Source organism: Nocardia sp. NPDC005978 (genome assembly GCF_040614455.1).
GTDB lineage: Bacteria > Actinomycetota > Actinomycetes > Mycobacteriales > Mycobacteriaceae > Nocardia.
Genome location: NZ_JBEXUS010000013.1, coordinates 50,537 through 72,351 on the forward strand (window position 1 = coordinate 50,537; position 21,815 = coordinate 72,351).

A 21,815-nucleotide genomic window follows, 5' to 3' on the forward strand; every position below is an offset into this window, starting at 1 on the left:
ATCCGGCAGTCGATGCGGTCGAACCGGAGGTGATCTCAGCGGCAGTTCGTACTCCACCGGAAAGTGCTCTACCTCTGGGTCTATATGCGGCGGTATCGAATCCCCTGCGGGCACCCGTAGTTGAGGCAACACCGGAGGTCGATGAACACGCCCGCTCTACCGTCTTGCATAACGTCGTATCTAACGTCGTACACACAGTCGGAGCTACTGTCTTGCGTACGACGTTACATGCGACCTTACGACTGGCGGCAGTTACTGTCTGATTGAAAGTTCGCAGCTCAGAGCAAGTATTTGAATCAAGTCTGACAGATCTGAAAGTGTCTCTGATACTGACGAGTTCAAGACTTGAACCGGATCTGGAAGGGGCTGTGGCGAGTCTTCTTCGAGTGTCATGGTGTCTCACGATGTGTCCTCCTTCCTGGGGTCTCCGGCCTGTATCGCTCCGTGGAAGTCTAACCATTTCCCAGGTGAAAAGCCTGTTGCGACAGTCATGAATCCGTTCGATCCTCGGCGGTGGCAGGGGAGGCCGGGTGGTCCCCTCCCCTCTCGTCCGGAAGTTGTGGCTCGTGCGCGTGGTGCGCAAAATCCTGATCTGCCGGTCATTGGCCGTGCGTGTCCATATGCTGCCGGACCATGTGCGGCAGAGCTGTCGGTGGCGGTGCGACTGCGCGACCCGTATGGCTACATCGAATGCCAAGTTGCCGACGTGAATCGACCGCTCCGCGCTACCGTGCGGACTGCGGACTGCTGACCGGAGTGCCGGTGAGTTTCGGGTGGCACACGGGCGTGCTGCCTGGCACGAGGACGACGCTGGGGAACGGCGTCCCGCGCTGATTCGCCGGCGCACTTCGCGTGCGCGTCCGTGCAGCGCTCTGTCGTGCTGAGCGGGACTTCCCGGCGCACCGCGGGGTTCGGAGAAGGGCCGCGTCGACGACCGCGGCAACTCCGATCGAGTCGGCGCAGGCGTAGTCGTCGAAGCGCCACCACGCCATCCGACGCGGGCGGGGATGTTCACGCGATGACCGGTGATGGCCGGAAGGGAGGCGGTCGCAGATGTCGAGTGCGCGAAGTCGGCTTCTGCATCCGCGCATCGGGTGCTTCTTGCTTCGATGGCATGCCATGCCGACGAATGCCGCTCAGGGAGGGGAACTGTCAACGGCAGGGCCGGCCGAGAACGACACCTTGCACGGCCGCAGTAGTCGTCGGCGGATACGGGTACGGCGTCACGCGGGCGCTTCGGCGAGCGACGAGGCCGCGGTGGAGCGATCGGGCGAGGGTGAGCCCGACGTGGGTGGAGCAATCCGAGGACACGAAGGCTTGTCGGCGAATCCACGTGTGTGTCTCTGCGAATCGAGGTTCAGCGCTGGTGGCGCGGTCACGATGCCGACGGACATCCTCCTTTCGCGCGCGTGTCCAGCGTGCCCGCGGTGCGTGCACGAGAACGCTCAGCGAGCGTCGAATCGAGCCGGCGATATCGCCCGCGGTTGATCGTCGATGCTCGGATGGCCGGAATCGCACCGGATCTCGGCGGGCCCTTGTGACTGATCTGCGGACCGTGGGTCATGTCGACGGGGGAGTGCGCGATCGGGAATTCATGTGCGGAAACCCGCTGAGCACGGGGTTTGCTGGCGGAATGCTCGAATCCGCTCGAAATCGGCTGTTTTCGTCGAAGTTGACCCCCTTCGAGAACCGCCAAACCCCACAAAGACCCCTGAATGATCTTCTGCGCGAAGATCACTGCCATCTGGCACCCGTGTGTGATTTTGCGGAGAAAGTCGCTCAGCGTGGAATCTAGCGGCATCAGCCCTCTGGCCTGGGCATTCGGTTGCCGCGCCGGGTGAAAGCGGCTCCGGGACGGGCTGATCGGCCTCGGCGGGGGAGGGGAGAGGGGCGAGCCGGGACGCCGACACCCGCACGCCTCGTGCCGCCGCCTCGTGTCCCGGCTCGCCATCGAACGAGATCGCCGCGCCCTGTACGCGCGAGCGACCTCGTCGGCCGGAATTCGCGGTCGTGTACCGAGATCCGAAGCGGTAAGATTTTCCGTGTCGAAACCGGCTGAACCGGCAGGTCAGCGGCATGATGGTGCTGGTGACGAGATGCGAACGGGTTGTTCACGAGGTCGCCGGACGTCGGGGTTGTCCGGGGTGAACAACGGCCGGTCCCAGCCACATTGACGTTTTTTGTTCTGGCGCATGATAATTTGCGTTCCGGTGGCTCGACAATGAATTGCCCCAGCTCAATTGATGTTTCGATGTCGATCGGCGGGTGTTCACCGGGCAGGAAGGCACACAGTGACGACCGACCTCGCGGCGATCGGGGGCGAAAACAGCGGCGAATTCGCCGTTCCCGCGGTGTCGCCGGGCACCCGGCGGATGTACGACTCGTCCTGGCGGCGCTTCGACACATGGTGCACGGCGAACGGGTACGTCGCCCTGCCCGCCGACGCCGAGAGCGTGATTCGGTACCTGACCGAGGCGGCGACCCCGCGCGGACGGGGCGAACGCCCCTACCGGACGGCGACGTTCGGAGTCTGGCTCGCCGCCATCGGCGATCGGCACCAGGCAGCCGGATTCCCGCACCCCGGCAAGGATCCTCGGGTCACGCTGGCCCTGCGTGATATTCGTGCCCGTGCTGCCTCGACCGGGTCGTCCCCGGCTCGCGAGGCCGCGCGGCTCAGCGTCGAGGAGCTGTCGGTGCTCGTGGCCGGCATCGAAGCGGACGCGCGCGGATGGGCCGCCCGCGCGCTCGCCCGCCGCGACATCGCGCTGCTGGTCCTGGGCTCCGACCGCCGCCTGAACCACAGCGCCCTGACCCGGCTGTACATCGAGGATGTGGGGCCGGACGACGGTGGGGGAGGGGAGGGGCTGCGGGTCCGGATCCGCCGAACACGCGGTGACGGCGCGGAATACGTGTTCCTGGCCAAGAATCGGTCCGACAGTCGCCGCTGCCCGCCCTGCGTGGTGCACCGCTGGCTCGGCGTCCTCGCCGCCTACGACCGGGCCGAAAGCGGTGCTGCGGAGCCGGATCGGCTTGTCGTGCCGGGAGCGGACCCTACGGCGCCGGGGGAGGCCGGGACCGGTATTCCGGGCGCGGAGGGACTCATGGCCGTGGACCTGACGGCTGGACGCGGAGCGCTGGCGGTCACCCGGTTGCTGGGCCACGACGACGTGGACCCCGAGGCGCACAGCTGCGAGACCCCGTGGCCGGGTGTGCCTTTGATGACAGCTCCGCTGTTCCGGCCCCTGCGCGGCGGTGTTCCGCACGAAAAACAGCCTCTGACCGCGAGTTCCGTCGGCCGAGTATGGCAGCGGCGGGCCGCCGCGGCCGTATCGCGAGCGACCATTGTTGCCGAACCGGGCGCGTGCCGGGAGGCCGCCGCGCGGGAACATCCACCCTTGCAGCCCGATTCGGCCGTCGCCGGGCACCCGGTGGGCCTCGCCGAGCGCTACCACCGTGGTTGGGCGGCGTTCGCCCGCTGGTGTGCGGCCACCGATCGGCGCGCCCTGCCTGCGTCACCGGCCACCGTGGCCGCCTACCTGCATGAACACCCCGGCAAAACGGCCACCCAGCGCGGTCGGCTGACGGCGCTGAATCAGGCGCACGTCGCCGCCGGCCTGCCCGCGCCGGGCAGGGCCGCGGCTCTGCGCGCCGCGCTCAATGCACATCGCGCACACCGGCATTCCGAGCTGCGCCGGCGGGTCGAGCGGCTGCTGCCGCAGCTGCCGGTCTGGGGGTGGACCGCGGGGCTGTTCGGCCGTCGCAACGCCGCGCTGCTGGTGCTGGCCGCCGCCGGTCTCACCTACCCGCAGATCGCCGCCCTCACCCAGCGTGACCTGCGCTCGAGCGGTGAACACGTGGTCGTCGGCGATCATCTGGCGCTGCTGGAGCCGACCGGCGACCCGGCGACCTGCCCGATCGAGGTGCTGTGCCGCTGGACCGACGCGTTGCGCCTGGCTCCGCACCCGGCCGGTCGCGGCCGCCTCGCCCACCACCTGGGCCGCCGGGACCTGCCCGCCACCGGTCTCGATGTCGCCCACGAGCACCTGCCGCTGTTCACCAGTTTCGATTCTCGCGGCTACACCCCCATGCACGATAACGAGATGCTCTGGCTGCAACCGTTGTCCGCCACCGCGATCGCCGCGATCATCGCCGCCCATGTCCGCGGCCCGGTCCCGGCCTACCGCCTGATGTCCGAGGCCGCGCGCACCGAGCAGCTGCCCGAACCCCCCGAACCGGTGTTCGTCGAACCGGTCCTGGCCGATACCTACGACGCCGGAATCGCTGCCCGCCACCGCGATCACGAGCGCCTCGACGACCTCGACGAGCTGTGGGACGACTTCGACGATCAGGCCGACGAGGTGGCCCGCATGCTCGAACGCGCACTCGCCCTGGCCCAGGGGACGCCGGACGCCACGTGACGATTCGACGCCGGTAGACTATGACCCCTGCCTAAAACGTGGGAACATGTATATATGCGCAACTAACGATTAAAGTTCGCCATGTCGCCGCTCGGAACGAGCCCAAGTCACGAGAAACGAAAAGCCGCCTCGAAGGAGCCGGCCGGGTATCGCAAAGACACCCGAACATGTTGTGGCGGAACGGTTCCGGTGATCGGCCTGGGGGATAGCATGGGCACATGCGAACCGCGGTGCTGCGAGTGAACGTCGATCCGACGAAGGATCTCGACGATGCCCGGCTCGCCGCCGGGCGCGCACGGCTACGGGAACAGGCGGGGGAGCGGTCCGTCGTGATCGAGGACGCGGCCGGGGCGGTCGACTCGCGCGAGATTCAGGTATTGGTCGACACGACCGACGCGGGGATGGCCCGCCGCGAGGTGGTGCGCTGGTGCGCTGGCGTTTTCGGAACCGTCCCGACCGTTGGCCCGGTGACCTTCCTCAGCCGCGGCACCGACGCCGACGCCCACGGCGTACTCGCCGGTTTCGGTCTCACAGGCGATGTCGAACGCGCCCCCGACGCGTCCGGTTTCGACGTCGTGTCGGTCACCCTGCGCGCGTCCGACCTCGACCGGGTACCCGAGAGCCGGGTGCAGACCGCCCTGGAGGCGGCCCTGAACTGCGAGGTCCGAATCCTGCTCGGATGATTCCGCGCAGGACGCAAACGACTCTCGTCAGAACCAACTCCAAGAGTTATTGTTCCGCAAGGAATTTCAGGATCTCCGGGGCGGCCAGTACCCACGTGTCGAACATGTTGTAGTGGTCGGCGCGGCCGGTCACGAAGTCTTCCATCGCGCGCTCCCAGGCGTCTTCGGGCCAGGGGGGATCGATCAGGACCGAGTTCTCGATCAGGCAGTGCACCTCGAGGGAGGTTCGTTTGGGGTGGTCGAGGTCTTTCGCGCCGCCGCGAATGATGAGGGTGGGGGCCTGGATCCGGTCGAACAGGTCGTCTTCCACGCCGGGGATCGTCTGGCCGGGTTTGGGGACGTAGGCCTGGAGCCAGAGTAGTGACAGGCGCAGGAACTCCTCGCGATCCAGACTCAGCAGGCGGTCTCGGTTGCGTGGATTGGCCTCCACGCGTTCGCGCCATTCCCGCAGGCGCAGCAGCCCTTCGATGCCGCGGCCGCGCACCGCCTGCAGGCTCGGCAGGATGTAGTGGGCGCCGAGGTTGAGGGTGCCGTAGATGCCGCCGACGATGTTCCAGAGCACCAGGCGCGACACCAGTTCCGGGTACAGGATCGCGGTCAGCATGGAGTCGCGGGCCCCGCCCGAACCGCCCGCGAGCACGCAGGGGCCCAGCTCGAGCGCGGTGAGCAGCCCGCGCAGCGTGTCGGCGCGCATATGGGATTCGGTCCGGCCGAAGAACTGGACGTCGGACGCACCGCAGTTGGGCCGGTCCCACAGCAGCACCCGGTGCCCGCCGGCCACCAGGGCTTCGGCCAGGGGCCGCAGTCCGGGGATGTCCATCCCGTAGCGGCCGCCGGGGGTCAGCACGATGAGTTCGCCGGTGTCGCCGAGGATTTCGTACACGACGTGGCCGTCGTTGATCACTACCGAGGGCATGACGGTCCTGTCTGGGTTCGGCGCCGGTCTAGGACGCGCGCTTCTTGGCCTTCTTCTTGCGGCCGGATTTGCTGAGCCGGAAGTCGGGCGGGAACGCGGCGTCGTTGTCCTTGACCGCGGTGTTCAGGCCCGCGGCGTGGGCGTCGGCGAGCATGAGTTCGTCGGCGTCGGGGCGGGCGTACCCGCCGAAGGATTCGAAGATGCCGCTGAGCAGGCTGCCCATGTACTCGCCCTGGTGCTGCTTCATGATCTCGAAGAAGATCTTCTGCATGAAGACGGTGTCGGTGGGCCGGTTGCGGGCGCACGCCAGCGCGTACTTCTCGGTCTCGGCTTCCAGATCCGCGCGGGTGACGACCCGGTTGAGGAAGTTGCAGTCCAGCATCTCCTGCGCGGTGAACGGCCGTCCGGTGAAGACCATTTCCTGGAATTTGCGCAGGCCCATGGTCTGCGCCCAGGTCCACATGCGCGGGCCCCAGCCGTAGTAGCGGAACGAGGGGTGCCCGAACAGGGCGTCGTCGGAGGAGATGACGAGGTCGGCATCGGTGGCCTGGTAGAAATGCCAGCCGTAGCAGTACCCCTTGACCTCGACGATGCTGATCTTCTTGAACTCCTGCAGACTGCGGCAGCCCGCACCGGGATTGGCGTACCACTGCCCGATGCTCGCGCCGTGCCGGAAGGATCCCGGTGGGGGATAGCGCACTTCGTCGGGTCCGATGCGGTATTCGCTCAGGCGGGGACCCTGGTCCGGATCGTTCTGGACCTCCAGGAATTCGGGCAGGTCCGCGCCGGTGCCGAAGTCCTCGCCTTCACCGCGCACGATCAGGACCTTCACCTCGTCGTCGATGTTGGCCCGGTGCAGCAGGTCCGCGTAGCGCAGGCGGGCGGCCATGGTGGGGGCGTTGAGGTGTTCGGGGCGATCGAAGGTGATCGTCGCGATCCGGGTCTGGGGATCCTTGCTGTAGCGGATGATCTTTTCCGGGTCGGGCGCGGACATGGTGCGGTTCCTTTCGCGGTGTGGGACGGGCGGTTCAGCGCGAACGCCACACCGTCATGGCCACCGTGGTCAGGTCCAGGGTTTCGTCGAGGGGGATCTCGCCCGCGCGAGCGCGGCGGAAGAATTCGGCGAGTACGGTCTCGGGTTCGCCGTCGAGTTCGTAGACCGCAAGGTAGCGGTGTGCGGGGGCGGGTTGTCCGGGGATGTCGGTGGCGGCGATCTCGTAGCGGGCGCCGCTGCTGACGCCGGGGACCGCGGTGACGTCGGCCAGGTGTTTGGTGTCGTACCAGTCGTTGAATTCGGCGTCGCGGCCGGTGACGGCGTTGGAGAAGACGAGCAGTTTCGAGCCGGACATGGTCAAGCCTCCGAATTGGGTTGGGGTGCTGTGGTTTCGGGCATGGCGATGATGGCGTGTACCGGGCAGTCCAGCAGGGCGCGCAGGACGGCGTCCTGGTCGCCGTCGGCGATGTCGCCGTTTCCGGCGAGGGCGGCGTAGCCCCAGTCATCGAGCGGGAAGTGCGCAGGTGCGTGTTTGGCGCACAGGCCGAAGCCGTCGCACAGGGTGCGGTCCAGGCGGATTCTCACGAGATGAGCTCCTGCTCCACCGCGAACGGGGTGTCCGCGAGATATGCGTGCACCGCGCAGTCGGGGCATCGATTATCCAGGTGCGCTTGAACTTCGGTGTCGAAGCGGTCCAGCAGGGTGGCGGCGGCGTTGGTGGCGGCGTCGAGCGTGCCGCACGCGCCGCGCCCGCGCAGTACCCGCGACCAGCGCCGGAGCCGGGCCAGGTCGCCGGTGTCTGCGAGCCCGTCGCGCAGGGCGGTCGCGACCGCGGCCATGGCGGCGGTGCCGTTGAAGCAGGATCCGCACTGTCCGGCGTTCTCGCGGCGGAAGTAGTCCAGGATCGCCGCGGCCACCGCGACGGGGCATTCGGTGGTGAGCAGGGTGAGCGATCCGCAGCCCAGGGCGAACCCTTGTGCGCGCAGGGATTCGGGGTCGAGCCGGGCGCTCACGATGCTTCGGTCCGCCAGTCCCGTGAAGTATCCGCCCAGCAGTGCGCCGCGGACCGTGTCGTGTGAAATTCCGTGCAGGGTAAGCAGATCGGCGAAGCGATAGCCGTGCGGCACCTCGTACAGGGCAGGCGGCCGGTCACCGCCGGTGACCGTCGCGAGGAAGGTGCCCGGGGAGTGCTCGGTGCCCGCCGTGCGGAAGGCGTGCGCGCCGTGCCGGTGAATCCAGGCCAGCTGGGCGAGGGTTTCGACATTGCTGACGACGGTGGGACGCTGGTGCACCCCGTGCTCGAAGGGGCGCGGTGGTTTGTCCGAGGGCAGCGCGGGCCCGCCATTGATGGCCCGAACGGCCGCGGTTTCCTCACCGGCGACGTAGGCGGGGTCGACGGTCACCAATTCGATGGCGGGACCGCCGAATTCGCGAGGATGCTCGTCCAGTTCGGTGAGCGCGGCGTCGACGCGGCTCGCGGCTCGGGGGTCGGAGAGGTACAGGTAGGCGCGGTCCGCGCCGGCCACGGTCGCGGCGATGCGCAGCCCGTCCAGGACCAGGTGCGGGCGGTGGCGCAGCAGCCACTTGTCCTTGATCGAGACCGGTTCGCCCTCTTCACCGTTGGCGACGACCACGGTCCGTTCCCCGCGGGCGTGCGCGGCGGCGACGGTGGCCAGTTTGGTGGCCAGCGGGAAGGCCGCGCCGCCGCGCCCGCGCAGCCCGCTCGCACGGACCTCGTCGAGAACGGCTGTGCCCGAGGCGATCGGTCCGTAGCCGCCGGATTCCCGGTAGGCGGGCAGGTCTTCGGGGTCGGCGAAGGTGCGCAGTAGCCGGGGCGGGCCGCCCAGGGCCGAGACGGTGAGCCCGCGATGCGGGTGAGCGTTCAACATCGAGTCCTGTTCACGCGGTGACGATGACGTCGTCGCCCGACACCCGGACCGGATAGGTGCGGATGCTCCATTCCGGTTTGACCGCGGTGGTGCCGGTGGCGAGTTCGAATCCCCATTGATGCCAAGGGCAATAGATGAATTCGCCATCGCGTACCATGACCGAGTCGCCGGGTACGGATTCGTCCAGCACGGTGCGCCCGCGCGCGCGACCGGAGCACAGCGGTCCGCCTTCGTGCGGGCAGTAGTTGGCGATCGCGTAGAACACTCCGCCGACGTTGTACACCCCAACCCCGTGCCGGCCGATGGGCACGACTTTCGATGCGCCGGGCGGTATTTCGGCGACCGTGGCAACCACGTGCTCGCGGCCCTGGGCCAGGCGGGGCCGCTCGGGTTCCTCGCCCATCTCAGAACACCACGCGCCGCTGGCCCTGCAACGCGGGCACCATGTCGGGCAGATGATAGGTCTCGATGCCGTTGCGGCACATGACCTTTTCCCGAGCTGCCGGGGGCAGGTGCTTGACCAGCCAGCGGGGATCGTCGAAGGTCCAGTGCGGGTAGTCCGAGGAGTAGAGCAGGATCTTGTCCGCTTCCATCCATTCGAACGCACGGGTGAGCTCGGTCTTGTCCTCGGGGTAGTCCAGCGGCTGGGTGGTGAACCTGATGTGCTCTTTGACGTAGTCGCTGGGCTTGCGCTTGATCCCGGTGAACGATCCGCGCCGGGCGTAGATGGCGTCCATGCGCCACATGAGCGGCAGGATCCAGGTGAAGGCGTGTTCGACGAACACGATGCGCAGCGCCGGATGCCGGTCGAAGACGCCGTCGAAGATCAGGCTCATGATCTGGTTGGCCGCCAGCAGTGAGTAGGTGACCATGAAATCGTGGTTGTAGCTGGGGAATCCGACCGGCGGCATGGGCATGGTCTCGAACGCCCCGCGGCTCAGGTGGCAGCTGACGACCAGATCGTGCTTGGTGGCCGCGGCCCAGATCGGATCGTATTTGGGGTCGCCCCAGGACGGCCGTGGCTCGGCTTTGATGAGGATCTGGGCCATGTAGTCGTGCCCGGCCCAGAATTCGATTTCGCGCAGTGCGGCGACCGGGTCGTCGATGGCCACGCAGATCGATCCGCGCCAGCGTTGATGCCAGTTGTTGCGCGGGTCGAGCCAGTGGTTGGCCAGCCAGTGGTTGATGCCGGTGGCCAGGGCGGAGGTGGCCTCGGGGAGCCGGGCGGCCTTGACGGTGGGCTCGAGGATCGCGATGTCGGAGCCCGCGTCCAGGATCAGCTGCCGGAAGGCCAGTTCGGGGTCGCTGCCGGGGAATTCGCCGTCGGCGGGGAAAGTGTCCACGCGCATGGCGAGCGAATGCGCGTAGTCGGGGGCGTCGTAGAGGATAGTGTCTCCGACGCGGTGGCTCAGGAAGTAGGAGCTGCGCAGCGGTTCGGGGATGTACTGCACGAGTTCTCCGCGCCGGGGCACGGGGTGGACGTCGGAATCCACCACGCGCAGCGGAACCAGTTCCGGGGTGGTCTCGGGAACGCGTTCGTGTGCCAAGGTCATGGTCGTCCTCCCTGCGGCGTTCAGCGGGCCGCGGCCGGTGCGGGGATGTCGATGCCGTACAGCCGGGCGGCGTTGCGCCAGTAGAGCTTGTCGCGCTGGTCGGGGCGCAGGGTCGAGGGCAGCGCGTCGAGATCGGCGCCGTGCCAGTGCGGGTAGCTCGAGCCGAACATCACCATGTCGGCCTTGCCGGTGAATTCGAGCCAGTCGCCGGCGAATTCGGTGTCCCCGGGTCCGTCGAGCGCGCCGTGCACGAAGTGCACGTGCCCGGGCAGGTAGTCGCTCGGCATCCGCGGGGCCCACGGGGTTTGTTCCAGGTGCGGGCGGCCGAAGGTGTCCATGCGCCAGCTGAAGGGGGTGAGCATGTCGCCCGCGCCGTCGGCGAAGACCACGCGCAGGCCCGGGAAGCGTTCGAAGACGCCTTCGGCGATCATATTCATCAGGTGGTAGACGTAGTTGAGCGCCATGAAGCCCAGGTACTGCTCGTAGGTGCGGGTGTGCCCGGATGGGGTGGGCGGCAAGCCGATCGACTCCCCGGTCTCGATGTGCAGCGCCACCGGTAGCCCGGCGGCCGCGGCGGCTTCCCACAGCGGCCAGAACTGCGGTTTGCCGTACAGTTCGCGCGATTGCAGCGGGATTCCGAGCTGTACGACGCGGGGATGCTCGCCCCAGCGGGCGATGTCGCGCAGTGCGCCGGTGATGTCCTCGGGGTTCACGCGCAGGGTGCCGCGGAAGCGGGCGCCGTGGACCTCGTGTTCGAGCCAGCGGGTGACGAGCATGTCGTTGTGTGCCGAGAGCACCGCGGTGGTCAGGTGCCGGTCGGGCAGGATGCCGCGGGTCATGGGGTGCAGCACAGCCACATCCACGCCGCGCTCGATCAGCAGGTGCTGGGCCACCAGGTCGGGGTCCGAGCCCGGGTAGCTCTTGCCGGGACCGCGGGTGCCGGGAGCGTATTCGCCGCCGGGTGCGCCGTACCAGTCCATTTCGGCGTCGGGGATGCCGCGGCTGGTGAAGGGTTCGCGCAGGTGCGCACGCATATCGGCGTTGGAGGCGAAGAAGATGTGCACGCTGGCGTCGATCACCGGGGTGCGGGTGCCGTCGGGCAGCAGTCTCATCGCGCGCCTCTCACCTCATCGAAACGTCGTTCTCGTTTGATGAGAACACTACTCTCGCGATTTTCGCTGAGCAAGACTCCAACGTTCGCGCAGGTCCGATGTGTCGAGCGCACGCGCCGGCTGGGACTGCGAGCACTCACGGGTGGTTGCACACCGACAGATGGAGATTGCGATATCGAGGTAGTGAGAATACGATTCTGGCTATTCGAGAATCGAGGTCTAGAGCTGTGTCTTCGCAACAGGATTCGAACGACCGTGCCTGGGACACCGAGGTCGACGTCGTCGTACTGGGCAGTGGCGCCGCGGGATTGACCGCCGCGCTGACCGCGGCCACCGCCGGCGCCTCGACGCTGGTGTGCGAGAAGGCCGCCACCGTCGGCGGCACCAGCGCCGTCTCGGGCGGCATCGCCTGGATCCCGGCCCACGACCGCGCCGCCGATGGACCGCTGAGCGTGGCCGATGCCCTGAGCTACCTGCACGCGCAAGCCCTCGATTCGATGGACGACGAACTGGTGGAGGTCTTCGTACGCACCGGCGCGCGCATGATCGAGTTCGTCGAAGCGCACAGCCCGCTGCGCTTCGAAGTCGCCGGCGCCTTCCCCGATTACAAGCCCGAACTGCCCGGCGGCCGCCCCGGCGGCGGCCGCTCCCTCAGCGCCGCCGCCTTCGACCTGGCCAGGCTCGGACCCTGGCGCGACCGGCTGACGGCCTTTCCCGCCGACTGGAGCAACGTCGGCTTCGACGCCGAAACCCGTGCGCGACTGCACGCTTCGGCGGACGCGGACGCCGACCTGTGCGTCGCCGGGACCGCACTGGTGGCGAGCCTGCTGGCCGGGGTCCTGGCGGCCGGGGTCGAGATCCGCACCGCGTCGCGAGCGGTCGAGCTGATCGCCGACGCGCAGGACACCATCACCGGCGTACGCCTGGACACCGCCGACGGTCCGGTGCGCGTGCGCGCCCGCGGCGGCGTGGTCCTGGCCACCGGCGGCTTCGAATGGGATCCGCGCCTGGTGCGCGCGTACCTGCGCGGGCCCATGCACGGTGCGGTGTCCCCGCCCAACAACACCGGCGACGGGCTGCGCATGGCCATGGCGCACGGCGCGGAGCTGGGCACCATGAGCGAAGCCTGGTGGGTGCCGATCGTGCGCATCCCCGGCGACACCATCGACGGCCGACCACGCAGTCGCAGTGTGCGATTGGAGCGCACCCGCCCGCGCAGCATCATGGTCAACCGGGCCGGTCGGCGCTTCGTCAACGAAGCCGGTGAATACAACGCCATGTCCGGCGCCTTCCACTACCTCGACCCGCGCGGCGGGTACGTCAACGATCCGGGCTGGATCGTCTTCGACGCCGAACACCTGCGCCGCTACGGCTTCCTCGGCATCGCGCCCGGGGACCCGGTGCCCGAATGGTTCTGTGAGTCGGCCGATCTCACCGAGCTCGCGGCCAGGACCGGTATCGACCCGGCCGGGTTGAGCGCGACCGTCACCGCCTGGAACCACGCGGTGGCCCGCGAACACGACCCGGATTTCGGGCGCGGCTCGAGCGCCTACGACGGCTACTGGGGCGACGAGCACGCCGCGACCGCGGCCGGGCGCACCCTCGGCCCCCTGGACACCGCCCCCTACTACGCGGTCCCGGTCACCGTCGGCGCCATGGGCACCAAGGGCGGACCGCGCACCGACCGCGACGGCCGGGTGCTGCACGTGAACGGCGCGGTCATCCCCGGCCTGTTCGCCGCGGGCAACGCCATGGCCGGTGTCACCGGCCGCGCCTACGGCGGGGCGGGCGGAACCCTGGGCCCCGGCATGGTTTTCGGCTTCCGCGCCGGGCACGCGGCCGCGACCGGCAAATCGGCAGAGCTGTGAACACGGCAGAGGGAGGCACGAGAGTGGCCGAGTACGAGAGCATCTGGAGCGACCTGCAAGGGGTCGCGTTCACCCAGGGCTACCTCGATGTGGGCGGGGTCCGCACCCGCTACCTGCACGCCGGCGATCGGGACAAACCCACGCTGGTGCTACTGCACGGCTCGGGCGGGCACGCCGAGGCGTACGTCCGCAATCTGGCCGCGCACGCCGAGCACTTCTCGACCTGGTCCATCGACATGCTCGGGCACGGCTACACCGACAAGCCCGGGCATCCCCTGGAAATTTCGCACTACGTCGAGCATCTGGTGCGCTTCCTGGACGAGATCGGCGTGGACCGCGTCCACGTCAGCGGCGAATCGCTCGGCGGCTGGGTCGCCGCGCGATTCGCGATCGACCACCCCGGGCGCGTGCACCGGCTCGTGCTCAACACCGCCGGCGGCTCCCAGGCCGACCCGCAGGTCATGGCCCGCATCGTCACCCTGTCCATGGCCGCGGTCTCGGACCCGGACTGGGACACCGTGCAGGCCCGCATCAAGTGGCTGATGGCCGACAAGACCAAGGGCTACGACGACATCGTCGCCAGCCGCCAGCGCATCTACCGTCAGCCCGGATTCGTGGCCGCCATGAGCGACATCATGGCCCTGCAGGACCCGGTGATCCGCGCCCGAAACCTGCTGGGCCCGAACGAGTACGGCTCCATCACCGCCCCCACCCTGGTGCTCTGGACCAGCGACGACCCCACCGCCGACGTCGCCGAGGGCCGCCGCATCGCAGCCATGATCCCGGGCGCGCGATTCGAGCTGATGCCCGGCTGCGGGCACTGGCCGCAGTACGAGGACGCCAAAACCTTCGACGCCCTGCACGTGGGCTTCCTCCTGGCGGACTGAGATGACCGCGAAATCCCTTGTCACCGAAGTCGACGTGCTGATCGTCGGCGCCGGACCGGTGGGGCTGACCCTGGCCAACACGCTCGGCGGGCACGGGGTGCGAACCCTGGTCGCCGAGGAACGACCCACCCTGATCGACTACCCGCGCGGGGTCGGCCTCGACGACGAATCGTTGCGCACCTTCCAATCGATCGGGCTCATCGAACAGGTCCTGCCGCACACCACCCCCGACCAGATCATGCGATTCGTCGACGCGGACCGCCGGCTGCTGGCCGAAATCGCCCCCGCCGACACCTCTTTCGGCTGGCCCAAGCGCAACGGGTTCGTCCAGCCGCTGGTCGACGCCGAACTGCTGGCGGGGCTCGAGCGCTTCGAAACCGTCGAAGTGGCCTGGTCCTCGGCCATGGCCACCTGCGTGGACACCGGCTCGCGCGTCACCGTCGAACTCGACACCCCCGCCGGCCCGCGCCTGATCAGCGCCGCCTACGTCGTGGGCTGCGACGGCGGGCGCAGTGCCACCCGCAAACAGCTGGGGGTGTCCTTCGAGGGCACCACCTCCCCGACCCGCTGGCTGGTGGTCGACATCGCCACCGACCCGCTCGGGCACCCCAACATCGAGGTCGCCGCCGATCCCGCGCGCCCGAACGTCTCGGTGTCCATCGCCCACGGCATCCGCCGCTTCGAGTTCATGATCCACGACCACGAAAGCGATTCCCGCGCAGCCGATCCGGCGTTCGTCGCCGGACTGCTCGGCGCGTTCGTGCCCTATCCCGAACGCCTGGACATCATCCGGCAGCGCCTGTACACCCACCATTCACGCATCGCGGGCCGATTCAGGTGCGGGCGAATACTGCTGGCCGGGGACGCCGCGCACCTGATGCCGGTCTGGCAGGGCCAGGGCTACAACAGCGGCATCCGCGACGCGGCGAACCTGGGCTGGAAACTCGCCGCGGTGGTCACCGGCCGCGCCCGCGACAGCCTGCTCGACAGCTACGACCAGGAACGGCGCGCGCACGCACGCGCCATGATCGACCTGTCCACCCTCGTCGGGCGGGTCATCTCACCCACCGATCGCCGCGTCGCCGCCGTCCGCGACGCCCTGGTCCGCGCCGCCGCGGCGATACCGCCGGTCAAGAACTACGTCCTGGGTATGCGCTTCAAGCCGATGCCCCGGTACGACCGGGGTGCGGTGGTCCATGCGCATTCGCGGTCACCGCGCTCGGCGGTGGGCACCCTTTTCGTGCAGCCGCGCGTGGACACCAGAGAACACACCGGCGTCCTTCTCGACGATGTCCTCGGGCCCTGGTTCGCGGTGCTGTGCTGGAACAACCAGCCGCGCGCGGTGCTCGGCGAGAGCGAGTTCGCGCGGTGGAAAGCCCTGGGCGCGAAGTTCATCGCCGCCCGCCCGCACACCCAGCTGCACTGGGCCGGGCACGACGACCCCGACGTGACGGTGGTCGGCGACCGCACCGGCGCGCTGAAACGCTGGTTCGACGGCCACCGCGACTCGGTGCTGTTCCTGCGCCCGGACCGCTGCATCGCCGGGGCCACCATCGCGCAATCGGCCCCCGAACTCAGCGCCGATCTGCTGCGCGCCCTCGCCCTGACCCCAGGAGGAAACGATGTCGCTGGCCCTGTGCTGCGTCTCGCACAGCCCGCTTCTTGAACTCCCCGGCCCCGACCGCGAACTGCTCGACGACGTGAGCGCGGCGGTGGGCGCGGCCGCGCACTTCGTGCGCGAGTTCGATCCCGAACTGGTGGTGACCTTCTCACCCGACCACTACAACGGCTTCTTCTACCGCACCATGCCGCAGTTCTGCGTCGGCACCGCCGCGCACGCGGTCGGGGACTACGGCACCTACGCCGGAGCGCTGAACGTGGACGGCGACCTCGCCCTCGAACTGGCCGAAGCGGCCCTGCACGCCGGGATCGACGTCGCGGTGTCGGTGGCCATGGACGTCGACCACGGCACCGTGCAACCCCTGGGGCAGCTGTTCCCGGACGTGGGCGCGGTGCCGATCGTGCCGATATTCCTCAATTCCGTTGCCGCGCCGCTCGCCCCGATCCACCGCGCCCGGGCCCTGGGCACCGCGGTCGGAGAATTCCTGAGCACCCTCGGCAAACGCGTCCTGGTGCTGGGATCGGGCGGACTCTCGCACGATCCGCCGGTGCCTACCCTCGCCGGCGCGACCGGTGCCGTCCGCGAACGACTCGTGCACGGCGGCCCCGTGACCGCCGAACGGCGCGCCGCACGCGAGCGCCAGGTCATCGCCGCCGCACAGGAATTCGACTCCGGGGTAAGCACGCTGCGACCGCTCAACCCGAGCTGGGACCGAGAATTCCTGACCCTGCTCGACGACAACCGGCTCGAACAGGTCGACACCTGGACCAACCCGTGGATCACCGGGGAAGCGGGCAACTCCGCCCACGAGATCCGCACCTGGGTCGCCGCGTTCGCCGCCCTGGCCACCCAGGGCCGATACGACGTGCGCGACCGCTACTACCGGCCCGCGCCCGCGCTCATCGCCGGATTCGCGCTGCGCACCGCGCTCCCGGCCACCGGGGGCGCACCGAACGATCGGAGAGCCGCGTGAGCACCGAAACAACGCCTCCCGCAACACCTTCGGAACGCGGCTTCGACCACACGGTCGACGTGCTCGTCATCGGATCCGGCGGCGGCGGGCTCACCGCGGCCCTGGCCGCGCGGGCGGCGGGCCTGCGCACGCTGGTCGTCGAGAAATCCGCGCACTACGGCGGATCCACCGCGCTCTCCGGCGGCGGCATCTGGGTGCCGGGCGCCCCCGCGCAACGCCGCGACGGCTACACCCCCGACCCCGAACAGGTGCTGGTGTACCTGCGCGCCATCACCGAGGGCCTGGTCAGCGACGCCCGCCTGCGCGCCTACGTCGAGCAGGCCCCCGCGATGATGGAGTTCCTCGAAAAGCTCAGCACGCGGCTGGAATTCGTGTGGAAGCCCGGCTACGCCGACTACTACCCGGAACTGACCGGCGGCTCGGTGCAGGGCAGCACCATCAACGTCCCGCCGCTGGACCTGCGGGTGCTGGGCGAGGACGAAGCCACCCTGCTGGCCCCGCTCGCGCTCGCGCCCAAGGGGATCTGGCTCGGGCCCAAGGACCTGCTCCAGTTCTACCGGGTGCGCCAGTCCTGGCGCGGCAAAGCCGTCCTGCTCAAACTCGTCTGGCGCATGGTCCGCGCCCGGGTCTTCGGCGACCGCATCGCCGCCATCGGCCAATCCCTGGTGGCCCGGCTGCGACTGGCTATGCGCGAGAACGACATCCCACTGTGGCTCAGCGCCCCCATGACCGAATTGATCACGGACTCCGGCGGCGCCGTGCTCGGCGCGGTCATCGAGCGGGACGGGCATTCGCAGCGGGTACGCGCGCACGGCGGGGTGGTGCTGGCCACCGGCGGATTCGAACAGGACATGGCCTGGCGCAAGGAACACGAGCCCGTCATCGATCAGAACTGGAGCTTCGGCAATCCCGCCGCCACCGGCGACGGCATCCGCGCCGGGATGCGCGCCGGCGCGGACACCGAGCTGATGGACGAGTCCTGGTGGTTCCCCGCCATCCAATGGCCGGACGGGCGTATGCAATTCATGCTCAACGAACGCATGATGCCCGCGCAGTTCATCGTCAACGGCGCGGGGGAGCGGTACATCAACGAGGCCGCGCCCTACATGGACTTCGGGCACGCCATGCTCGCCGGCGAACGCGCCGGGGTCACCCACCTGCCCAGCTGGCTGATCACCGATGACCGCTCGTGGCGGCGGTATGTGATCGCCGGTCACCTGCCCCTGCCCAAGATCCCGTTCGCGCCGGCCCCGACCGGGAGCAGGATCCCGCCGCACTGGCTCGAATCCGGCGTGGTCAAGACCGCGAACACCTGGGAAGCGCTCGCCGAGCAGATCGGCGTGCCCCCGGATCGCCTGCGCGCCACCGCCGATCGCTTCGACACCCTCGCCCGCGCCGGCCACGACGACGACTTCCGTCGCGGGGACAGCGTCTACGACAACTACTACGGCGATCACACCCTGCCCAACCCCAACCTGCTGCCCCTGGGGAAACCGCCCTACTACGCCTTCCGGATGGTCCTGGGCGATCTGGGCACCTCCGGCGGCTTGCGCACCGACGAGCACGCGCGCGTGCTGCGCGCGGACGGCACGGTGATCGACGGGCTCTACGCGACCGGCAACGCCACCGCCGCGGTCATGGGTCGCAGCTACGCCGGGGCGGGCGCCACCATCGGCCCGGCGATGACTTTCGGATACATAGCGGCCCAGCACATTTCGGCAACCCACGGAGGAAACCAATGAAGATATCCCTGTTCTACGAGTTCGCCCTGCCCAAGCCGTGGGTGCCCGAAGACGAGCGACTGCTGTTCCAGGAGGGCCTGGCCGAGGTCGAGGCCGCCGACAAGGCCGGTTTCTCCACCGTCTGGCTCACCGAGCACCACTTCCTCGAGGAGTACTGTCACTCCACCGCGCCCGAGATCTTCCTGGCCGCGGCGAGCCAGCGCACCAAGGACATTCGGCTCGGATTCGGCATCATGCACATGCCGCCGGCCATCAACCACCCCGCCCGCGTGGCCGAACGCGTCGCCACCCTGGACCTGATCTCGGGCGGGCGCGTGGAATTCGGCACCGGCGAATCCTCCTCGGTCGGCGAGCTCGGCGGGTTCATGATCGACCCGGCCGACAAGCGCGGGCAGTGGGAAGAAGCCCTCGACGTCGCCATCCGCTGCATGACCGAGGACCCGTTCACCGGCTTCAAGGGCGAACACATCGAAATGCCCGCCCGCAACGTCATTCCCAAGCCCTACCAGCGCCCGCACCCGCCGGTGTGGGTCGCCTGCACCCGGCCCTCCTCGGTGCAGATGGCCGCGCAGAAGGGCATCGGCGCGCTCAGCTTCGCCTACACCGGACCCGAAGCGCTCGGTGACCGTGTGCGCGGCTATTACAAGGAATTCGAGGAGAACGCCGCCCCGACGATCCCGGTGCTCAACCCGAACATCCTGGCCATCGGCGGCGACCTGTCGATGATGGTGGCCCCGACCGACAAACAGGCCATCGACCGGCTCGGCGTGGGCGGCGGGTTCTTCTCCTTCGGCATCATGCACTACTACATGACCGGCCAGCACACCCCCGGCCGCACCGGGGTGTGGGAGAAGTACCTCGACGCGGTCAAGGGCGACGAGACCCTGGCCTACGGACCCGGGCGCGGTGCGATCGGCTCCCCGGAGACCGTGCGCGAATTCCTGCGCGGCTACGAGGCATCCGGGGTGGACGAGATCATCCTGCTGCTCAACCCGCGCAGCCACGAAGCCACCATGGAATCGATCGAGCTGATGGGCAAGCACGTGCTGCCCGAGTTCATCGAACGTGACGAGAAGGCCGTCGCGGCCAAGGCCAAGCGCCTCGAGCCGATCATCGAACAGGTCGAGAAGCGCCGCAAGCCGCTGGCCTCGCCCGCGTTCGACGAGAACTACGCCTTCGGCGGACTGCCCACCGGGCGCGGCGGCGACTACATCGCCAACGAGGTGCCCGAGGCCATGGCCGAAATGGACCAGGGCCGTGAGGAAGCCGCCCAGCGGCTCGACGACCAGCCGCAGAGCTAACCCGGGGCACGGCGATGGAATCGATCGAACAGAGCTGGCGCTATGACGGGCGCCGAGCGGTGGTGACCGGCTGCGCGTCGGGCATCGGCGCGGCCGTGGCCCGCCAGGTGCGCGCGCTCGGCGGCACCGTGATCGGCCTGGACGTGACCGAGAACGCCACCGGCGTCGACGAATTCCATCGCCTGGACCTGGCCGATCCCGGCTCGATCGACCGCGCCGCCGCCGCGGTCGGGGACCGGGTGGACACCCTGTTCAACATCGCGGGCGTCTCCTCGGGCATCGGTGACCCGCTGCGGGTGGTGACCATCAACCTGCTGGGCACCCGCCGCCTCACCGAGGCCATCACCGCGCGCATGGGCGCGGGCGCGACCGTGGCGAGCGTGTCGTCGCTGGCCGCGACCGGCTACCTCGAGCATCGCGAGCAATCGGACGCGCTGCTGGAGACCGCCGACATGGCCGAGGGAATCGCCTGGTGCCGTGCGCATCCCGAGGCCCTGGCCGACGGCGGCTACCGGCTGTCGAAGGAAGCCCTCATCCACTACACCATGCGCCGCACCGTCCCCCTGGGCGCGCGCGGCATCCGGATCAACTGCACCGCACCGGGAGTCACCGAGACCCCGATCCTGGATCAGCTGCGGACCGCCTACGGCCCCGGCTTCCTGGACGGCATCGGCAAACCGCTGGGCCGGGTCTCCACCCCCGGCGAACAGGCGGCGGCCCTGGTGTTCCTCAACAGCGCGGCCGCCGGCTACATCACCGGTCAGGTGCTGTGGGTCGACGGCGGCAACCTCGCCGCCCGCCTGGCGTGCGAATCCGCCATCCCGGCCGCCGCGGCGGCGACCAGCGTTGAAAGCGAGCCATAGTGGCCAACCTGACCGAATTCCATCGCGTCGCCGAACAGGTGCGCAACTGGGGCCGCTGGGGCGCGGCCGACGAACTCGGCACCCTCAACCTCATCACGCCCGAGAAAGTCGCCGCCGCGGCGGCACTGGTGCGTCACGGCAAGGTGTTCTCCCTGGGCATCGACTTCGGCTCCGCCGGACCCCAGGGCGCCTTCCAATTCCGCAACAACCCGGTGCACGTGATGACCGTCGACGGCGGCGACGCCCGCACCCTGGCCGAGTACGGCCCGAAGTGGCTGCGCAACAGCGTCGCCCAGGAACTGAGCGCCTTCTTCGCCGACAATCCGTTCCGGTTCAACGACGACCTGATCATCATGCCGCTGCAGGCCGCCACCCAGTGGGACGCACTCTCGCACGTCTACTACGACGAGCAGCTCTACAACGGCTTCCCCGCCAGTTCGGTCACCAGCCTGGGCGCGGTGCACTGCGGCATCGACAAGGTCGACGGCAAGGGCATCACCACCCGGGGAGTCCTGCTGGACCTGGTCCGTCATCGCAAGGCCGACACCTACCTGGCCGCCGGGCAGCCCATCACCCCCGAAGAGCTCGACGAAGTCGTTGCCGCACAGGGGGTCACGGTCGGCTCGGGTGACATCCTGCTCATCCACACCGGCTGGATGGCCCGCTTCCACGAGACCGGGGACGGGGCCGAAGCCTATTCCGGCCTGGACTGGCGCTGCGCGCAATGGCTGCACGAGCGCGACATCGCCGCGGTGGCCGCGGACAACCTCATGGTCGAGGACACCGTCTCCGGGGTCGAGGGCACCTTCCTGCCCATGCACATGCTGTGCCTGCGCGACATGGGCCTGATGCTCGGCGAGTACTGGGACCTGACCGCGCTGGCCGCGGACTGCGCCGCCGACGGCGTCTACGAATTCCAGCTGATCGCACCGCCTTTGCGCGTGGTGGGCGCGGTCGGCTCACCCATCAATCCCATCGCCATCAAGTAGCGACGG

The 21,815-nt window shown here is 68.9% G+C and carries 19 protein-coding genes; 10 read left to right on the forward strand and 9 right to left on the reverse strand.

Annotation, left to right across the window (positions count from 1 at the left end):
- Nucleotides 1-1,375 precede the first annotated feature (1,375 nt).
- Nucleotides 1,376-1,744: a hypothetical protein gene (locus ABZ319_RS08605; protein WP_354985719.1), complete on the reverse strand. Its 369-nt coding sequence runs from the start codon at nt 1,742-1,744 to the stop codon at nt 1,376-1,378.
- A gap of 547 nt (nt 1,745-2,291) precedes the next feature.
- Here ABZ319_RS08605 and ABZ319_RS08610 point away from each other — a divergent pair.
- Nucleotides 2,292-4,418, forward strand: a complete 2,127-nt coding sequence (locus ABZ319_RS08610) for a hypothetical protein (RefSeq protein ID WP_354985720.1) — start codon at nt 2,292-2,294, stop codon at nt 4,416-4,418.
- Nucleotides 4,419-4,636: 218 nt separating this feature from the next.
- Entirely contained in the window at nt 4,637-5,101 is a 465-nt protein-coding gene (locus ABZ319_RS08615) for a hypothetical protein (protein ID WP_354985721.1), read from the forward strand.
- A 46-nt stretch (nt 5,102-5,147) separates the two neighbouring features.
- On the opposite strand, the gene ABZ319_RS08620 is transcribed toward ABZ319_RS08615, so the two are convergent.
- From ABZ319_RS08620 to ABZ319_RS08655, 8 genes are read right to left on the reverse strand one after another with little or no spacing between them, the layout of a single operon-like run.
- Complete coding sequence (locus tag ABZ319_RS08620) at nt 5,148-6,017, reverse strand: alpha/beta hydrolase (RefSeq protein ID WP_354985722.1); 870 nt, start codon at nt 6,015-6,017, stop codon at nt 5,148-5,150.
- 28 nt (nt 6,018-6,045) lie between these two features.
- Nucleotides 6,046-7,011, reverse strand: a complete 966-nt coding sequence (locus tag ABZ319_RS08625; RefSeq protein ID WP_354985723.1) for an enoyl-CoA hydratase/isomerase family protein — start codon at nt 7,009-7,011, stop codon at nt 6,046-6,048.
- Nucleotides 7,012-7,045: 34 nt separating this feature from the next.
- Nucleotides 7,046-7,366, reverse strand: a complete 321-nt coding sequence (locus ABZ319_RS08630; protein ID WP_354985724.1) for a hypothetical protein — start codon at nt 7,364-7,366, stop codon at nt 7,046-7,048.
- 2 nt (nt 7,367-7,368) lie between these two features.
- A complete protein-coding gene (locus tag ABZ319_RS08635; RefSeq protein WP_354985725.1) occupies nt 7,369-7,596 on the reverse strand; it encodes a ferredoxin in 228 nt (75 codons plus the stop codon).
- Entirely contained in the window at nt 7,593-8,900 is a 1,308-nt protein-coding gene (locus ABZ319_RS08640) for an NADH-ubiquinone oxidoreductase-F iron-sulfur binding region domain-containing protein (RefSeq protein WP_354985726.1), read from the reverse strand. Before ABZ319_RS08640 ends, ABZ319_RS08635 begins: the two co-directional genes overlap by 4 nt.
- A 10-nt stretch (nt 8,901-8,910) precedes the next feature.
- Nucleotides 8,911-9,303, reverse strand: a complete 393-nt coding sequence (locus tag ABZ319_RS08645) for a Rieske 2Fe-2S domain-containing protein (RefSeq protein ID WP_354985727.1) — start codon at nt 9,301-9,303, stop codon at nt 8,911-8,913.
- A gap of 1 nt (nt 9,304) precedes the next feature.
- A complete protein-coding gene (locus ABZ319_RS08650; RefSeq protein ID WP_354985728.1) occupies nt 9,305-10,453 on the reverse strand; it encodes an amidohydrolase family protein in 1,149 nt (382 codons plus the stop codon).
- Nucleotides 10,454-10,473: 20 nt separating this feature from the next.
- Nucleotides 10,474-11,565 (reverse strand): amidohydrolase family protein, encoded by a 1,092-nt coding sequence (locus ABZ319_RS08655; protein WP_354985729.1) that lies wholly within the window; start codon nt 11,563-11,565, stop codon nt 10,474-10,476.
- Between the two features lie 227 nt (nt 11,566-11,792).
- On the opposite strand from ABZ319_RS08655, the gene ABZ319_RS08660 reads away from it, so the two are divergent.
- Genes ABZ319_RS08660 through ABZ319_RS08695 form a run of 8 tightly spaced genes read left to right on the forward strand, consistent with a single transcriptional unit; the run spans nt 11,793 to nt 21,809 of the window.
- On the forward strand, nt 11,793-13,433 hold the full coding sequence (locus ABZ319_RS08660; RefSeq protein ID WP_354985730.1) for an FAD-dependent oxidoreductase: 1,641 nt from the start codon (nt 11,793-11,795) through the stop codon (nt 13,431-13,433).
- Nucleotides 13,434-13,456: 23 nt separating this feature from the next.
- The gene (locus tag ABZ319_RS08665) at nt 13,457-14,320 is read left to right on the forward strand and encodes an alpha/beta hydrolase (protein ID WP_354985731.1); all 864 of its coding nucleotides are present in this window, start codon (nt 13,457-13,459) and stop codon (nt 14,318-14,320) included.
- A 1-nt stretch (nt 14,321) separates the two neighbouring features.
- Nucleotides 14,322-15,986 carry a bifunctional 3-(3-hydroxy-phenyl)propionate/3-hydroxycinnamic acid hydroxylase gene (locus ABZ319_RS08670; protein WP_354985732.1) on the forward strand — a complete coding sequence of 555 codons (1,665 nt, stop codon included), beginning with the start codon at nt 14,322-14,324 and terminating at the stop codon, nt 15,984-15,986.
- The gene (locus tag ABZ319_RS08675) at nt 15,943-16,914 is read left to right on the forward strand and encodes a 3-carboxyethylcatechol 2,3-dioxygenase (RefSeq protein ID WP_354985733.1); all 972 of its coding nucleotides are present in this window, start codon (nt 15,943-15,945) and stop codon (nt 16,912-16,914) included. Before ABZ319_RS08670 ends, ABZ319_RS08675 begins: the two co-directional genes overlap by 44 nt.
- Entirely contained in the window at nt 16,911-18,656 is a 1,746-nt protein-coding gene (locus ABZ319_RS08680) for an FAD-binding protein (RefSeq protein ID WP_354985734.1), read from the forward strand. The genes ABZ319_RS08675 and ABZ319_RS08680 overlap by 4 nt, the downstream gene beginning before the upstream one ends.
- The gene (locus ABZ319_RS08685; protein WP_354985735.1) at nt 18,653-19,957 is read left to right on the forward strand and encodes an LLM class flavin-dependent oxidoreductase; all 1,305 of its coding nucleotides are present in this window, start codon (nt 18,653-18,655) and stop codon (nt 19,955-19,957) included. The genes ABZ319_RS08680 and ABZ319_RS08685 overlap by 4 nt, the downstream gene beginning before the upstream one ends.
- A gap of 14 nt (nt 19,958-19,971) precedes the next feature.
- The gene (locus ABZ319_RS08690; RefSeq protein ID WP_354985736.1) at nt 19,972-20,820 is read left to right on the forward strand and encodes a coniferyl-alcohol dehydrogenase; all 849 of its coding nucleotides are present in this window, start codon (nt 19,972-19,974) and stop codon (nt 20,818-20,820) included.
- Complete coding sequence (locus tag ABZ319_RS08695) at nt 20,820-21,809, forward strand: cyclase family protein (RefSeq protein WP_354985737.1); 990 nt, start codon at nt 20,820-20,822, stop codon at nt 21,807-21,809. The genes ABZ319_RS08690 and ABZ319_RS08695 overlap by 1 nt, the downstream gene beginning before the upstream one ends.
- Nucleotides 21,810-21,815 lie beyond the last annotated feature (6 nt).

Bases quoted from the DNA above. Each gene is read 5' to 3' on its own strand.
- ABZ319_RS08645 (WP_354985727.1), bottom strand. From the start codon at position 9,303: ATGGGCGAGGAACCCGAGCGGCCCCGCCTGGCCCAGGGCCGCGAGCAC.
- ABZ319_RS08685 (WP_354985735.1), top strand. From the start codon at position 18,653: ATGAAGATATCCCTGTTCTACGAGTTCGCCCTGCCCAAGCCGTGGGTG.
- ABZ319_RS08650 (WP_354985728.1), bottom strand. From the start codon at position 10,453: ATGACCTTGGCACACGAACGCGTTCCCGAGACCACCCCGGAACTGGTT.
- ABZ319_RS08615 (WP_354985721.1), top strand. From the start codon at position 4,637: ATGCGAACCGCGGTGCTGCGAGTGAACGTCGATCCGACGAAGGATCTC.
- ABZ319_RS08670 (WP_354985732.1), top strand. From the start codon at position 14,322: ATGACCGCGAAATCCCTTGTCACCGAAGTCGACGTGCTGATCGTCGGC.
- ABZ319_RS08605 (WP_354985719.1), bottom strand. From the start codon at position 1,744: ATGGCAGTGATCTTCGCGCAGAAGATCATTCAGGGGTCTTTGTGGGGT.
- ABZ319_RS08640 (WP_354985726.1), bottom strand. From the start codon at position 8,900: ATGTTGAACGCTCACCCGCATCGCGGGCTCACCGTCTCGGCCCTGGGC.
- ABZ319_RS08690 (WP_354985736.1), top strand. From the start codon at position 19,972: ATGGAATCGATCGAACAGAGCTGGCGCTATGACGGGCGCCGAGCGGTG.
- ABZ319_RS08675 (WP_354985733.1), top strand. From the start codon at position 15,943: ATGTCGCTGGCCCTGTGCTGCGTCTCGCACAGCCCGCTTCTTGAACTC.
- ABZ319_RS08625 (WP_354985723.1), bottom strand. From the start codon at position 7,011: ATGTCCGCGCCCGACCCGGAAAAGATCATCCGCTACAGCAAGGATCCC.
- ABZ319_RS08620 (WP_354985722.1), bottom strand. From the start codon at position 6,017: ATGCCCTCGGTAGTGATCAACGACGGCCACGTCGTGTACGAAATCCTC.
- ABZ319_RS08630 (WP_354985724.1), bottom strand. From the start codon at position 7,366: ATGTCCGGCTCGAAACTGCTCGTCTTCTCCAACGCCGTCACCGGCCGC.
- ABZ319_RS08655 (WP_354985729.1), bottom strand. From the start codon at position 11,565: ATGAGACTGCTGCCCGACGGCACCCGCACCCCGGTGATCGACGCCAGC.